This window comes from Dactylosporangium sp. NPDC006015, from assembly GCF_040614215.1.
Taxonomy (GTDB): domain Bacteria; phylum Actinomycetota; class Actinomycetes; order Mycobacteriales; family Micromonosporaceae; genus Dactylosporangium; species Dactylosporangium maewongense.
On sequence record NZ_JBEXUD010000074.1, the window covers coordinates 1 to 14,625 of the forward strand.

Below are 14,625 nucleotides of genomic sequence, written 5' to 3' on the forward strand. Positions count from 1 at the left end.
GGCTTGCCCGCGTCCTGGAACGCCTCGACCGCGGCGACGGCGGTGGCACCGGCGTCCATCCAGATGCCGTCGATCGTGCCGTACCGCTGAATGTAGTCGTTGACGATCTTCTTCGTCTTCGCCGGGTCACCATCGGTGAACTCGACACCGACGACGTTGACCTTCGCCTTGTCGAACTGAACCTTCGCCGCCGACCAGCGGGTCTCCAGCACGTCGACGCCGGGCAGGATCCGCAGCGCGAGGACCTTACCGCCGGACTTCACCTTCTCCGACAGGAACGACGCACCCACGTGCCCGAACCCGTAACCGCCGATCGGGTTGATGAACGTGACCGGACACTTCGTGTCCACGCCACGGTCGAACACGATGACCGGCAAACCCTTGGCACAGGCCGCCTCCACCGCGGGCGTCAACGTCGCGGTGGTGTTGGGCGAGACGATGAGCGCGTCACAGCCCTTGCCGAGCAGGTCGTTGATGTCAGCGATCTGCTTGCTGTCCTTGCCCTCCGCGTCGACGTGCACGAACTCCTTGATCTTCGCCTTCTGCGCCTCGACCTCGGCCTGCATCACCTTGAACCCGACCTGCCGCCACGGATTGTTCAACGCGGCGTTGGAGAAGCACACCTTGTACGGGCCGGCCTTCTTGTACTTCGCGGTGTCGACCAGCTTCGGGTTGAGCACCTGCTCCCACGGCTTGTCAGCGGGGCCGGTGGCGGTGGCCTGCAGCAGCGACAACTCGTTGTCGTAATCGGCCTGCACGAAGAACTTCGACTGCTCGCCAGTCCCCGACCCCGCCGCCGCGGTCGACGACGCGGCACCGGAGGCGGTCGTGGTCGGCTCATCGGTGGCACAACCGGTCAGAATCAGCAACGCAGCACTCATCGCCGCGACAACGGACGTGGATCGTCTCACGTGTTCTCCTATGGATGGGGTGTCAGGAGCTCTTGCCATGGATGACCTTGGAAAACACTTCGGAGCGTGAGCAACGAATGCGATGCCACGGCGGTTTCCCCTAACGCCGTGTCACCTCCGGCGCGACCGCGTCGACGTTCGCAGCCCGATGCAGCACTCAACGTAAGCAGCAAACTTCACGTTGCTAGATCTTCCGGTCACCGGTGCAGTACTTCTGCTGGATAAGACAAAAGATCGTGTCCATTACGTTAAAGGTCTGAGCGTCGACTGGCAATGACGTAACCCGATCAAGACGAAACAGCTACGAAACCGTGCTCTCCGAGGCGCAGAACTGAGCTGCAAAAAAACGTTATGAGCTGCCTGTTTGTTGTCCGTATTGACTTCAAAAGGTTCGCCAGAGCAGGCTTGGCGCCGCGAGCCATGACAGAAGAGCCCATCGATGTGACTCTTCGTCACGGCAGCTGGCGCGTCTCCATCCAGTCGATGTCACTGTCCGTCGCGGCGGACGGCAGTCGAATCGACCGGATCACCCACGCGCCACTCAACCCTGTCCACGGGGGGTGCTGTCGTGCGCCCATGGCTCGCATCGCGTTGTCCCGCCGAGAGGAAACGGCATGCGAAGAAGCACGTTGATCCTGGGCACCATCGTCGGCATGCTGCTGTCGATGGCGCTCGTCCAGCCCGCGCAGGCGGCGCCCGCCTTCCGCGCGCTGGTGTTCACCAAGACCGTCGGGTATCGGCACGACTCGATCCCGGCCGGCATCCAGATGATCCAGCAGCAGGCCGCCGCCAACAACTTCGAGGCGGTGTTCAGCGAGGACTCGGCCGTCTTCACGCCGGCCAACCTTGCCACCTACGACGTCCTCGTCATGCTGCAGACGTCGGGCATGGTGTTCACGACCGCCGCCCAGCGCTCGGCCGTCGAGGGCTACCTGGCCAGCGGCAAGGGCATCGTCGCCATCCACAACGCCACCGACATGGGCATCGACACCGAGTACCCGTGGTGGGACCAGACGGTCAACGCGGGCGCGCACATGCCCGAGCACTCCCCCGGCGTCCTGGCCGGCCAGGCCATCGTCGCCGACAAGTTCCACCCGTCCACGGTGGGCCTGCCGGACCGGTGGAACCGCAGCGAGGAGTGGTACAACTTCGACAAGAACCCGCGCGGCGACGTGCACGTGCTCGTGACCGCCGACGAGCGCACGTACAACCCCGGCTCCCGCGCGATGGGCAGCGACCACCCGATCTCCTGGTGCCGCAACACCTCCGGCGGCCGGGTGTGGACCACCGCCATGGGCCACGCCATCGAGTCCTACAGCGAGACGTTCTTCCGCAACCACGTCCTGGGCGGGATCCGGTGGGCGGCGGGCAACCTCGCGGGCGACTGCGGCGGCACCGTCTGGGGCAACTTCGAGAAGCGCACCCTCGACGACAACACCGCCGACCCGATGGCCCTCGCCGTCGCGCCTGACGGCCGCGTCCTGTACGTGCAGCGCGCCGGGCAGGTGAAGATCTTCAAGCCGAGCACCAACTCCACCGTCACCGCCGGGACGCTGAGCGTCTACACCGGTGGCGAGGACGGCCTCACCGGCCTTGCGCTGGACCCGAACTTCGCCAGCAACGGCTACGTGTACCTGTACCACTCACCGGCCAGCAGCACGACGGACATCAACCGGGTCTCGCGGTACACGCTGAGCGGCGACACGCTGAACATGTCCAGCGGCGTCACGATCATCGACATCCCGGCCTACCGCGACCGCACGTTCCCCGAGCCCGGCCATACCGGTGGCTACATCGCCTTCGGCCCGGACGGCAACCTGTACATCGGTACCGGCGACGACACCCCACCGAACCTGGACCCCAACTGGCAGGGCTACGCCCCCCTCGACTGGCGGTCCGGCAAGGCCAACCTGGACGCCGCCCGCACCGCCGGCAACACCAACGACCTGCGCGGCAAGCTGCTGCGCATCCGGCCCGCAGCCTCCGGCGGCTACACGATCCCGTCGGGCAACCTGTACCCGCAGGGCACCGCCCAGACGCGGGCCGAGGTCTACGCGATGGGCTTCCGTAACCCGTTCCGCTTCTCGATCGACCCGGCCAACGGCTGGGTCTACCTGGCCGACTACGGCCCGGACCGCAACCCGCCGACCACCAACCGCGGCCCGGAAGGCCTGGTCGAGCTCAACGTCATCAAGACGGCGGGCAACTACGGCTGGCCCTTCTGCCACGGCGACAACCAGCCCTACGCGCCGTACAACCCCGACACCGGCGTCGTCGGCGCGAAGTTCAACTGCGCCGCGCCGGTCAACAACTCCCCCAACAACACCGGCCTGGTCAACCTGAAGCCGATCGTCGCGCCGAACATGTGGTACGGCTACCCGGCCTCGACGAACTTCCCGGAGCTCGGCGCCGGAGGCTCCGCGCCGATGGGCGGGCCGGTCTACCGGTACAACGCGGCGAACCCGTCGTCGACGAAGTTCCCGCAGTACTACGACGGCGTCCACTTCTTCTACGAGTGGGCCCGCAACTTCGTCAAGGAGGTCCACTTCGACGGCAACACCGCCGTCACCCGGACCAACACGTTCCTGCCCGGCGGCAACTTCAACAAGCCGATGGACATGGAGTTCGGCCCCGACGGCTCGCTGTACCTGCTCGAATGGGGCTCCAACTTCGGCGGCGGCAACAACGACTCCGGCCTCTACCGCATCGACTACGTCCAAGGTGGACGGTCGCCGATCGCCAAGGCCTCGGCCAACGTGACCAACGGCAACGCCCCGCTGAGCGTGCAGTTCTCCAGCGCTGGATCGATGGACCCGGACCCGGGCGACACGATCAGCTACCTGTGGACGTTCGGCGACGGCACCACGTCGACGGCGGCGAACCCCGCCAAGACGTACAGCAGCAACGGCAACTTCACCGCACAGTTGAAGGTCACCGACAACACCGGCAAGACCGGATTCGCCAACGTGCAGATCACCGTCGGCAACACCGCGCCGACCGTCACGGTCAGCACCCCGGTGAACGGCGGCATGCTCAACTTCGGTGATCAGGTCGCCTACACCGTCACGGTCACCGACCCCGGCGGCGCCGCGATCGACTGCTCCAAGGTGTACGTCAACCCGGCGCTGGGCCACGACGACCACCTGCACGAGACCACGGAGTACCCCGGCTGCTCCGGGACCATCTCCACCGACCTGCTCGGCGGGCACCCCGACGGCGCGAACCTCTTCTACGCCCTCATCGCCAAGTACACCGACAACGGCGGCGCGGGCGGCGCGGCCCCGCTGACCGGCTACGGCCAGGCCATCCTCCAGCCGAAGCACAAGCAGGCGGAGTACTTCACCGCACAGTCCGGCATCCGGGTCATCGACCAGGCCGGCGCGGAGAGCACGAAGCGCATCGGCGACATCTCCAACAACGACTGGATTTCGTTCAACCCGATGAGCCTGCAGGGCATCACCAACGTCACCTACCGGGTCTCCTCGCCGACCGGCGGCGGCTCCATCGAGCTGCGCGCCGACTCGCCGACCGGCACCCTGCTGGCGACGACGGCGGTCCCGAACACCACCGGGTGGGACAACTACCAGAACACCGCGACGGTCAACACCGCCGCGCTGTCCGGCACCCACACGCTCTACATGGTGTTCAAGAACAGCGCCAACAACGGCTTCGACCTCGACTCGTTCACCTTCGGCGGGACCGGCGTGGGCACGCCCGGCACCGGCGGCGTGGCCGGGAAGACGTGGACGATGACGGCCCAGCACAGCGGCAAGAACGTCGACGTCAACGGCGTCTCGACCGCCGACGAGGCCCAGATCATCCAGTGGGCCCCGACCGGCGGCAACAACCAGAAGTGGCAGGCGGTCGACGCCGGTGGCGGCGCCGTCTACCTCAAGGCGGTGCACAGCGGCAAGTGCCTCGACGTGGTCGGGGGCTCCACCACCGCGGGCGCCTTCCTGCAGCAGTTCACCTGCAACAACGGCAACAACCAGAAGTTCATCGTGACCCCGACCGGCACCTCCGGCGTGTACACGGTGAAGAACGTCCAAAGTGGACTCTGTGTTGACGTGAACGGCAGCTCCGTCGACGACGGCGCCCGCCTGCTCCAGTGGACCTGCCACGGCGCCACCAACCAGCAGTGGAGGTTCACCCTGGCCTGATCCCGCCGATCCCGGAGCCGGCCCCCGCAACGACGCGGGGGCCGGCGTCGTGCCTTAACGGGGCATGAAAGAACCATGCAATTTATTGCGGTCGATGCCGTTGATGCGTACCGTGCGGGATCGGTAACCCACGGAAGGAGCTCAACTGTGTCGATGCGATGGTGTGCGGGCCGCCGGGCGCTGCTCGCCGGGGCGGGTGCCACGGCCCTGCTCGCGGCCTGCGGCTCCGAGCCTGCCTCGTCCGGGGCGGCGGCCGCCCCGGCGACGTCCGCCCCTCCCGCCGAGAGCACGGCGCCCGCGCCCGCGGCCAGCCTGGCGAGCACCGCCGAGATCCCGGTCGGCGGCGGGGAGGTCGTCGGCGACGTCCTGATCGTCCAGCCGGTCGCCGGCACGTTCAAGGCGTACAACGCGGCCTGCCCCCACAAGGGCGTGAAGGTCACGGCGCCGAAGGACGGCGTCGCCACCTGCCCCGCGCACAACTCGACGTTCGCGATCGCCGACGGAGCCCGGATGAGCGGGCCGGCGACCACGGGGTTGAAGGAGATCGCCATCAAGGTCGACGCCGGCCGGATCACCCAGGCCTGACCGGCGGGACCCCAGTGATGTCGTTCTGGTCGTCGTCGGCGCCGGCCAGCACGGCAGTTACAGGTCCCGCTTCATGCCCTCGTGACTGGCGACGAAGCCGAGCCGCTCGTAGAACCGGCGCGCGTCGGCGCGGCGCTTGTCGGTGGTCAGCTGCACCAACGCGCAGCCACGCTCGCCGGCCCGCGTCACGACCCACGTCATGAGCTCCGCACCAAGCCCCTGCCCCCGCCGGTCGGCGCGGACCCGGACCGACTCGACGAGCGCCCGCTCCGCACCGTGCCTGCCCAGCCCCGGGATGTACGTCACCTGCAGCGCCGCCACGATCTCGCCGCCGTCGTCGGCGACGACCAGCTCGTTGCGCGGGTCCTCGGCCACGGCCGCGAACGCCCGCTCGTACACCTCGTCGACCACCGCCGCCTCCCGGTCCTTGCCCAACACGTCGTCGCCCAGCAGCGCGACGATGGCGGGCAGGTCGTCGTGGACGGCTTCGCGGAAATCCATCAGTCGATGGTATTCAGCGCGCCGCCGGTAATGCGGCAGAATCGGCGCGTGCAAGCCGGTGTCCTCGTGCGGGCGCGGGTCGCGACCGCGCTGCTGTTCCTGCTCTTCGGCGTCACGCTCGGCGTGTGGACCGCCCGCATCCCGGCGATCAAGCGGGATCTGTCGCTGGACGACGGTGCCCTCGCCGTTGCGTTGCTGGCGTTCGCCGCCGGGGCGATCACCGGCATGCAGGCCACCGGGCGCCTGGTCGACCGGTTCGGCAGCCGGCGGGTGATGCTGCCGGTCGCGTTCGCCGAAGGCCTGGTGCTCATCCCGCCCGCGTACGCGCCGGGGCTGGTGACGCTCGCCGCCGCACTGTTCGTGTTCGGGGCCGTGCACGGCACCCTGAACATCGCCATGAACGCCAACGCGATCGACGTGCAACGGGCCTGGGGCGCACCCATCATGTCCTCGTTCCACGCCGTGTACAGCATCGGCGGCTTCATCGGCGCGAGCGCCGGCGGGCTCTTCGCGCACGCCGGCGTCGGGCCGCGGACGACGTTCACCGCCGTCGCGGGCGTGACGGTGGCCCTCGCCGCCTGGTCCGCGTGGTGGGCGCTGCCCGACGCCGGCCGCCCCTCGCTCGGCACGGCGCCGGCGGAGGCTCGCGGGCCGGTCCGGGGCGTGCTGTTCCTCGGCGTCCTCGTCTGCTGCGCGCTCGTCGGTGAGGGCGCCGCCGCCGACTGGAGCGCCGTCTACCTGCGCGACGAGCTGGACAGCTCGGCCGGGTTCGCCGCGGCGGCGTTCGCCGCGTTCTCGGTCGCCATGACGCTCACCCGGCTCGTCGGCGACCGGCTCACCGCCCGGTTCGGGCCGGTCGTCGTGGTCCGCGCCAGCGGGCTGCTCGCCGCCGGCGGGCTCGGTGCCGCCCTGCTCGTCGGCGTGCCGGTCGCGGGCGTCGCCGGCTTCGCCTGCCTGGGCGCCGGGATGGCGCTCATCGCGCCCCAGGTGTACTCCGCCGCGGGCGACCGCAATCCGGACGCGGCGGGGCGGGCCCTCGCCCGGGTGGTCGGGCTCGGCTACCTGGGCTTCCTGCTGGGGCCGGTGCTGATCGGCGCTGCCAGCACCGTCGTCGGCCTGCCCGGCGCCCTCGCAATCCCGGTGCTGCTGGCGCTGTTCGTCGCCGCCACCGCGCCCGCGCTGCGGCCCGCCGCCGCCACCGTCGCGGCGCTGCGCCCGCCGGCGTAGGCATTGCTCCCGGGCGTCGCGGTGTCTGGAAGGGTGAGGCACCGCCACGACGGAGAGGAACCTGGATGAGCCCGGAGGACGAGCGGGAATTCCGCGAGTTCGTGGCCACCCGGTCGGCCGCGCTGCTGCGCACGGCGTACCTGCTGACCGGCGACACCCATCTCGCGCAGGACCTGCTGCAGACGGCCCTGCTGGGCACCGTCCGGCGGTGGGCCGCGATCCGCCGGCGGGAGCATCCCGAGGCGTACGTGCGCACGGCGATGTACCGCCATCAGATCAACCGCTGGCGGCTGCGCTCCCGGCGGCCCGAGACGCTGGTGCCGGCCACGCCGGACCGCGCCGCGGGCGACGACCACGCCGCCGAGACCGTGGTCCGGCACGGCGTCTTCGACGCGCTGCGCACGCTGCCGGCGCGGCAACGGGCGGTCGTGGTGCTGCGGTACTACGAGGACCGCTCCGAGGCCGAGGTCGCCCAGCTGCTCGACATCTCCCTCGGCACCGTGCGCAGCCAGGCGTCCAAGGCCCTGGCGAAGCTGCGGGCCGCGTACCCCGACCTCGCGACCACCCCGATGGTGAGGACCGCGCCATGATGCACCTGCGAGACGTTCCGTTCCCCGCCGACCTCGTGCCGCCGCCGGGCCTGGCGGACACCGTCCTCCACACGGCCCGCCGGCGCCGACGCACCCGCACCGTGGCGATCGCGGCCGCCGTCGCGGTCACCGCCGCCCTGGCGGTCCCCGCGCTGCTGCTGCGCGGGCCGGGCACGCCGATGGACCCCGGCGCACCCGCGCCCGCCGCGCCCGGCGGCGGCCCTCAGGTGGCGCACGTCTACACCCGCGAGGAGCGCTCCAGCATCCTCGACCCGGCCCTCGGCAAGTACCGCGAGCTGCCGTTCACCGTGGTCCTGTCCCCCGACCTGACCCGCGCGGCGGTGAACGACAACGGCCGGCTGGGCCTCGCCGACCGGGCCGCGTTGCTGGACCGCGGCCGCGATGCCGTCGAATGGGTCGACGTCCCCGCCGGCAACGGCCCGTCGTGGTCGCCGGACGGCACCGCGGTGCTGTGGACCTCGATCGAGAAGGACCCCACGGTGCACTTCACCGCCCACCGCGTCGACGTGGCCGACCGGCACGTCACGAACACCCCGGTCCCGCTGGACCTCCTCGGCGCGACGGTCGGCTGGGCCGCCGACTCGCGCCGCTACCTGGTCCTCGTGCGCGGCACGCAGACCGACAACACGGTCGAGCCGGGCCCGCTGCAGTACCTGTCGCCCGACGGCACCCCCGGCGCGCGCCTCGACGGCACAGGCGGGTCGGTCGAGGGCGCCACGTGTTATTCGCCGTCTCGCCGGTACGTGCTGACGGACGCCTCGACCATCATGTCGGCGCAGCCCCACGCGTCGCCGGTGTACGACGCGACGTCCGGGAAGGTCGTCGCGACCGTGCCGCCCCGCTCGACACCCGTCGGCTGGTACGACGAGACCACCGTCGCCGTGCTCGGCCACGGGGCGGACCGCAACGCCGTCATCGAACTGCTGGACATCACCACCGGCACGGTCAGCCGCAGCGTGCGCCTGCCCGGCTCCGCCGACGTGACCGCCGTGCAGCTCGGCCCGTCGGCCGGCCTCACCGGCGCGGCGGCCGAACTCAGTTTCTGACGCCGGAAGGGCCGGCCCGCGTGCTGCGGGCCGGCCCGTTGCGGACGGGGCGGACGTCAATGGACCCGGTAGCCGCCCGTGGTGGCGGCCTACTCATTGAAGCCGGCGAACTCCTCGACCCAGTCGCGCAACTGCGTCGGCTGCTCGGAGTAGAAGAGGGCGGTTCCCAAGACGGGGCGGTTCTTCGTGGAGTGAGCGTCGGCGGACGACTCGCTGCCGAAGTTTTGCCCCGTTCGGCTCGCTACCGGACCGAAGCGACGATACTCCCGCACGTGGAGGCCCCGCCGACGCGCGACAGTTGCACGGCGGCAGGGCCTCCGGCGTTGAGCGATGCTCATCGCCTCAATGAAACCGCGGCTCTAGCACCCCGAACTAGCACCCCGAACGCTTCGACGTGTCTGCGGGCTTGCCTCGGCTGTCGGCGGCCGTGACGATCACGCGCTGGTAACGCGTGAGCGGCGTTGCACCTGAATCGGTGACCGCCAAGATCACGTGCACGGTTTGTCCTGGCTGCGCGTCTTCGGGCATTTCGAACGATGGCGTTCGCGTCGACGCGCCCTCGAGTGCGATTCGGCCTGGGTATGTTCCAGCCTCGGCGTACTGGTACCACGCGAAGGTGAGCTTGTCGCGGTCCGGATCGGACGCCTTGCCGACGAGCTGAACGGGCCGGCCCGGCTTCACGACCAGGTCGCACGACGCCACCGTGGGGACGGGCGGGTGGTTGGCGTCCGCGAAGCCCTTGAATGTCCAATCGATCCGCGCGGCCATGTCGTTCTGGACCGCATCGGTCCAGCGCGCCTGAGGCCAGCCCGGGCTGTTGAAGTCCGCAACCGCTGCCCCTTGGACGTGGTCACGGGTCAGCGGCCGGTCCAGGGTCAGGCCACCGCCAAGCGTGGAGGCGGTCGCCCCTGCGGTCTGTGCTGTCTTGAGCGCCGGCGTGAACGTGATGCCCGAGCCCGGGTCCGCCACGGCCGTGCCCGCTGAGACCGCAGCGGGAAGCGGCTGCTGGAGCGTCACGCCGCTGCCGGTGGCGAACGGGGTTCCGACGGCCTTGATGGTGACCGTGAACTGGCTGGTGCCGGTTCCGATCCGGAGCTGGTCGCCGGGTCGCATGACCGGGTCCGTGAAGCAGGCGGCGGCGTTGGCGTTGCAGGACGCGCCCGTCGAGGCGACCTTCAGGACGGTGTCGCCCGGTGCGGCCGCGGCGGCTGCCGTCGTGGCGACGCGCTGGGTTCCGACGTCGGTGACGGTGACCGTCTGCGCCGTGTCGCCCGTTCCGATCGTCAGCGGATCGCCTGTGAAGTAGTTGGTAACTGTCGTGACCTTGATGTTCGTCGCGCCCGCTGGCGCGGCGTCGAAGAGCGTCGTCGGGCCGGCGCCGCCGCCGCCGGCCAGCGTCACGGTACGCGTCTCCGCGTCTGAGCCGGTGCCGATGGTGACGGTGTTCCCGGCGAGGAAGTCATTCGTCTGGTTGTGGATGCCACCGCCTGGCTGCCTCACCCGCGCGACCTTCACATTGGTCGACCCGGCCGGCGCGGCGGCGGCCAGCGTTGTGTTCAGGATGGGGTATGGGCTCAGATCCGTAGCCTTCGGGCGGGTGCCGCCCAGGTACGCCGGGTCATCCGCCCACACACGATCCTTGACGTGGACGAAACGCCCGCCCCAACCGCCGTAGGTCGGGTCGTCGAGCTGACCCAAACCGGTCGGAATCGTGTGCAGGAACGATGGCGAATCGCCCTCGGAGAACCAATCGCCCGGCGCGCAGCCGCCACGGCAGATGCTGTTGCCTTCAACGCCGCCGTTCACGGGGTACGTCGCCGCGTACGGGCCCTTCTGAATGTTCGCCGCGATCCAGTCCTTCTGGAAGTAGCTGAGCTGCGGCTGGGGCGTGTACTGCCAGGAGCCGTAGGCGAACGCCTCGAACTGCTCGCGGTTCATCAGGATGCTGACCTGGGGCCACGCCTTGGCGATGTGGTCCTTGTAGGTGAGGTCCTGGTCCTGGATGACGTAGATGAAGGCCTTGTCGGAGACCTTCCGGTAGATCTCGTCCCAGTGACGGGTTCCTTGGTACTCGTCGCGGATCGAGCGAAGCGCGGCCGCGATGGTGTTGGTTCCGCCCCACGCTTGCAGGTAGACCGGGCCCGGCTCGTTGTCCAGGAGGACCTTCTTGATCAGGTCCGACCCCGGCGTGTCCTTGGCCATCTCGCCACCGGCTGTGATGTTGCCGTCCTTGACGACGCTCAGCAGGTGCTCCGGGGTGGGATAGCGCGGGTCGTGCTTGACGAGATTGGGGTGGGCCTGGCGGTACAGGCCGTCGATCATGGCGGGGATCCAGCTCGTGCCATGCCACCGGTTGGCCGTGATCGGCGGCGTCGCGGTGGGGTCGCCGGCCCAGTGCCAGCGAGACGCCGAGGTGACGATGCCCTCGACGTCGAAGTCGTTCGCGTAGAGCAGGAAGCGATGCATCGAGGCGATGTCGTCGCCTTCTCCGTCCGTCGTGATGATCACGCGCGGCTTGTCGATCGGGCGCGGTTTTGCGTTTGCATTGGCACTCACGGCACCGAAAGCATCGGCACTCACGGCACCGAAAGGCACTGCCAGCGCGAGTAACAGCGCCAGCCCCGTCCTCAACGGCCTTCTGGACACTCCGACCTCTCTTCTTCCTCGTGGCGACAGGCAGGTGTCGGCGTGGCCACCTCGAACACGCCGATGGTTGTCGATGCGACGGATGTCGAACGCTTGAAACCGCCACCTCGACAGCCCGGGGGGTCCGGGCGGTTGTCTGGGACGCTCATCGGCCTTCCGCACCACGCACGGTTGAATATCTATTCAGACCTGACTTGATATATAGCGTTAATCAGTACGACACAAAAGTCAAGACTGTCGACCTGACGGCCGTCCCGCTTGTCGGTCGACCGGGTCGACGCTGCCGACGAACGACACAGCCTCGCCGTCAACTCCAACCGGCGCCCAGCCGGCTTCGACAAAAGCCCATGTCCACATCTCGCCGCTGCCGCTGCCAACCGGCTCCTGCCACGTGTCGACCCGGTGCCCGAGGGCGGCGTCCATCGCGCGACACCAAGGTCTAGCCGGAGGTCGACGACCTCGACGCGCTGCTTGCCACAATTCCACAGTGGACGGTGCTCCATGATCGCCACAGCAGGGCCGGACCCGACGCGACGGCGAGACCACCCCACTCAGCCGGTGGCCGACCAATCGCTGTCGCCCGGCTAATCGATTGGGAGTCGGTGCGGCTGTCGGTTCTGCTGGCGGGTCAGGAGGTGGGCCGAGGTTGCCAGGACGAAGGCGGCCAGGGTCAGGAAGCTCACGAACCGAACGGTCCACAGTGGACCGTGGTCGGGACCGGCGAGCGGGAAGGCGGCGCCGGTGGTCAGGAGGGCGGCGGCTAGCCAGCCGAGGGCGGTGGTGGCCAGCGGGGCGCGGGCGTGGCGGAGGAGGGTCGCGGCGGCGGCGGCGAACACCGCGGCGGGGAGGCCGATGAGGGCGATGCCGGCGCTGTTGGCGTACAGGAGAGCGGTGACCGTCGAGTCGTCGAGGCGGGTGTCGCCGTGGGCCATCGCGACCGCGTCCAGGAACGAGGTGGCCGTGCCGCCGACCGTCACGAGGGCGGCGACGGCGCCGGTGGTGACGTATGAGCACAGTGGACGGTCGGGCAGGTGCAGCGCGCGGGGCAGGAGGGCTCCGAACGGCAGGAGGAGCAGCATGAAGGCGCAGCCCGCGACGTAGTCGCCGGCCAGGTAGCGGGTGCCGTGGGCGTGGAAGAAGTCACGGACCTCGGCGACCGGGGCGCCGGCCGGGGGTGGCTCGCCCTGCAGGACAGCGGCGCCGAGCAGGAACAGGACGAACCAGCCGATGCCGAGCAGGCCGACCCAGCGGCCGTTGGCGAGACGATGCATGCGACCCATGCTCGAGGCCGGGACCGTCGGGCGCGTCGTGCCGTGGTCCACACTGGGCGGTCGTGCGCTGGTCGTACACCTGCCGCCGCCGACTCAATCGCACGGTGGACGCGCCCGGTGACGGCTGCGACCGTGGTGGCAGCGGGTGGACGGTCCCCCGGCCTGACGACCCCGCGGGGGCGGGCGGGCCACGATGCGGGGCATGATGAATGCCATCAGGACACGCGGGCTGACGAAACGGTACGGCGGCCGGGCCGTCGTGGACGGGCTCGATCTGGACGTCCCGGCGGGCGTGGTCGCGGGGCTCATCGGGCCCAACGGCGCCGGCAAGACCACGACGCTGCGGATGCTGCTGGGGCTGGTACGGCCGGACGCCGGCGACGGCAGCGTGAACGGCGCGCCGCTCGGCCGGCCGGCCGCGTACCTGCCGTGGGTCGGCGCGATGATCGAGGGCCCGGCGTTCTACCCGGGGCTGTCGGGCGCGCGGAACCTCGCCGTCCAGGCGGCCCTCGGCGGTCTCGACCCGGCCGGCATCCCGGCGCTGCTCGCGCGGGTGGGGCTGACCGGTGACAAGCCGTTCCAGCGCTACTCGCTCGGCATGAAGCAGCGGCTCGGGATCGCGGCGGCGCTGCTCGGCGACCCGGCGCTGGTCATCCTCGACGAGCCGGCCAACGGCCTCGACCCGGCCGGGATCCGGGACATGCGCGGGATCGTGCGGTCCATCAACGACGACGGGCGCACGGTGCTGGTCTCCTCGCACCTGCTGTCCGAGGTCCAGCAGGTCTGCGACTGGCTGATCGTCATCGGCGACGGCCGGCGGCTGTTCCAGGGCCCGACGAGCGAGCTGCTCGCCGGCGGCGGCGACCTCGAGGAGCACTACCTGTCCATGTTCACTGCCACGTTCACTGCCACGTTCACTGCCACGGAAGGGCGGTCGTCATGATGCGCGCGTTCAGGTCGGAGCTGCTGAAGCTGCGTCGGCCGCGGGTGTTGTACGGGGCGCTCGGCGGCCTGTTCGGCTTCACGATCCTCGTGACGGTGCTGACCTTCGCGACCGCGCCGGTGCCGCCGGCCAGGCTGACGGCGGGGTTCACGAACGCGTCGCGGCTCGTCGGCGTGGTGGTGCTCGTCGTGTTCCTCACCAGCGTCACCACCGAGCACGGCCTCGGCACCCTACGGACGCTGCTGCTGCGCCAGCCATCGCGGGACCGGCTCCTCGCCGGCAAGCTGCTCGCCCTCGCCGCCTGCACGGCCGGTGCGCTGCTCGTCGCGCTGGTGGTGAGCCTCGCGGCGGCCGCGGTCGTCACCGGCGTCCGCGGCACGCCCACCGAGTCGTGGCCGGCGGACGCGGTGACCGGCTACCTGAACACGGTGCTCGTCGCCATCCTGTACGGCACCGTCGGGCTGGCGCTCGGGGTGCTGCTGCGCTCGACGCCGATCGCGGTCGGGGTGGCGCTGTTCTGGTTCATCATGGTGGAGAACATCGCGCGCAACACGGTCCCCGCCGCCGGCCACTGGCTGCCCGGCCTCCTCGCGGGCGCGGTCACCGGAGCACCGGGCAGCGTCCCCTACAGCCACGGTCTCGCCGGGGTGCTGGTGTACGGTGCGCTCGCGCTGACCGCGGCCTTCATCACCTTCGCCCGGCGGGACGTCACCGCCTGAACCGG

Annotated in this window: 11 protein-coding genes; 7 read left to right on the forward strand and 4 right to left on the reverse strand. The window is 70.1% G+C overall.

What is annotated here, in order from left to right; all coding sequences use genetic code 11:
• Positions 1–911: substrate-binding domain-containing protein (locus ABZ321_RS55220; protein ID WP_354904628.1), on the reverse strand; the 911-nt coding region annotated here is incomplete at its 3' end.
• A 614-nt stretch (positions 912–1,525) separates the two neighbouring features.
• Here ABZ321_RS55220 and ABZ321_RS55225 point away from each other — a divergent pair.
• Together ABZ321_RS55225 and ABZ321_RS55230 are read left to right on the forward strand one after the other, a co-directional pair.
• Positions 1,526–5,071 (forward strand): ThuA domain-containing protein, encoded by a 3,546-nt coding sequence (locus ABZ321_RS55225; RefSeq protein ID WP_354904631.1) that lies wholly within the window; start codon positions 1,526–1,528, stop codon positions 5,069–5,071.
• 153 nt (positions 5,072–5,224) lie between these two features.
• A complete protein-coding gene (locus tag ABZ321_RS55230) occupies positions 5,225–5,656 on the forward strand; it encodes a Rieske (2Fe-2S) protein (RefSeq protein ID WP_344509748.1) in 432 nt (143 codons plus the stop codon).
• Between the two features lie 57 nt (positions 5,657–5,713).
• Here ABZ321_RS55230 and ABZ321_RS55235 read toward each other — a convergent pair whose 3' ends face one another.
• The gene (locus ABZ321_RS55235) at positions 5,714–6,157 is read right to left on the reverse strand and encodes a GNAT family N-acetyltransferase (RefSeq protein ID WP_344509410.1); all 444 of its coding nucleotides are present in this window, start codon (positions 6,155–6,157) and stop codon (positions 5,714–5,716) included.
• A 48-nt stretch (positions 6,158–6,205) separates the two neighbouring features.
• Here ABZ321_RS55235 and ABZ321_RS55240 point away from each other — a divergent pair, with 48 nt between their 5' ends.
• The 3 genes from ABZ321_RS55240 (at position 6,206) to ABZ321_RS55250 (ending at position 9,041) form a co-directional block, all read left to right on the forward strand.
• The gene (locus ABZ321_RS55240) at positions 6,206–7,384 is read left to right on the forward strand and encodes an MFS transporter (protein ID WP_354904634.1); all 1,179 of its coding nucleotides are present in this window, start codon (positions 6,206–6,208) and stop codon (positions 7,382–7,384) included.
• A gap of 65 nt (positions 7,385–7,449) precedes the next feature.
• Positions 7,450–7,974, forward strand: coding sequence for a SigE family RNA polymerase sigma factor (locus tag ABZ321_RS55245; protein ID WP_344509406.1), 525 nt, complete (start codon positions 7,450–7,452; stop codon positions 7,972–7,974).
• Positions 7,971–9,041: a hypothetical protein gene (locus ABZ321_RS55250; protein ID WP_354904636.1), complete on the forward strand. Its 1,071-nt coding sequence runs from the start codon at positions 7,971–7,973 to the stop codon at positions 9,039–9,041. Before ABZ321_RS55245 ends, ABZ321_RS55250 begins: the two co-directional genes overlap by 4 nt.
• A 372-nt stretch (positions 9,042–9,413) precedes the next feature.
• On the opposite strand, the gene ABZ321_RS55255 is transcribed toward ABZ321_RS55250, so the two are convergent.
• A complete protein-coding gene (locus ABZ321_RS55255) occupies positions 9,414–11,621 on the reverse strand; it encodes a nucleoside hydrolase-like domain-containing protein (RefSeq protein WP_354904639.1) in 2,208 nt (735 codons plus the stop codon).
• A gap of 650 nt (positions 11,622–12,271) precedes the next feature.
• Positions 12,272–12,958 (reverse strand): hypothetical protein, encoded by a 687-nt coding sequence (locus tag ABZ321_RS55260; RefSeq protein WP_354904641.1) that lies wholly within the window; start codon positions 12,956–12,958, stop codon positions 12,272–12,274.
• Between the two features lie 202 nt (positions 12,959–13,160).
• Between ABZ321_RS55260 and ABZ321_RS55265 the strand changes: the two genes are divergently transcribed.
• Positions 13,161–13,901 (forward strand): ATP-binding cassette domain-containing protein, encoded by a 741-nt coding sequence (locus tag ABZ321_RS55265; RefSeq protein ID WP_354904643.1) that lies wholly within the window; start codon positions 13,161–13,163, stop codon positions 13,899–13,901.
• Positions 13,898–14,620, forward strand: a complete 723-nt coding sequence (locus ABZ321_RS55270) for an ABC transporter permease (RefSeq protein WP_354904645.1) — start codon at positions 13,898–13,900, stop codon at positions 14,618–14,620. The genes ABZ321_RS55265 and ABZ321_RS55270 overlap by 4 nt, the downstream gene beginning before the upstream one ends.
• The last annotated feature ends 5 nt before the right edge of the window (positions 14,621–14,625 follow it).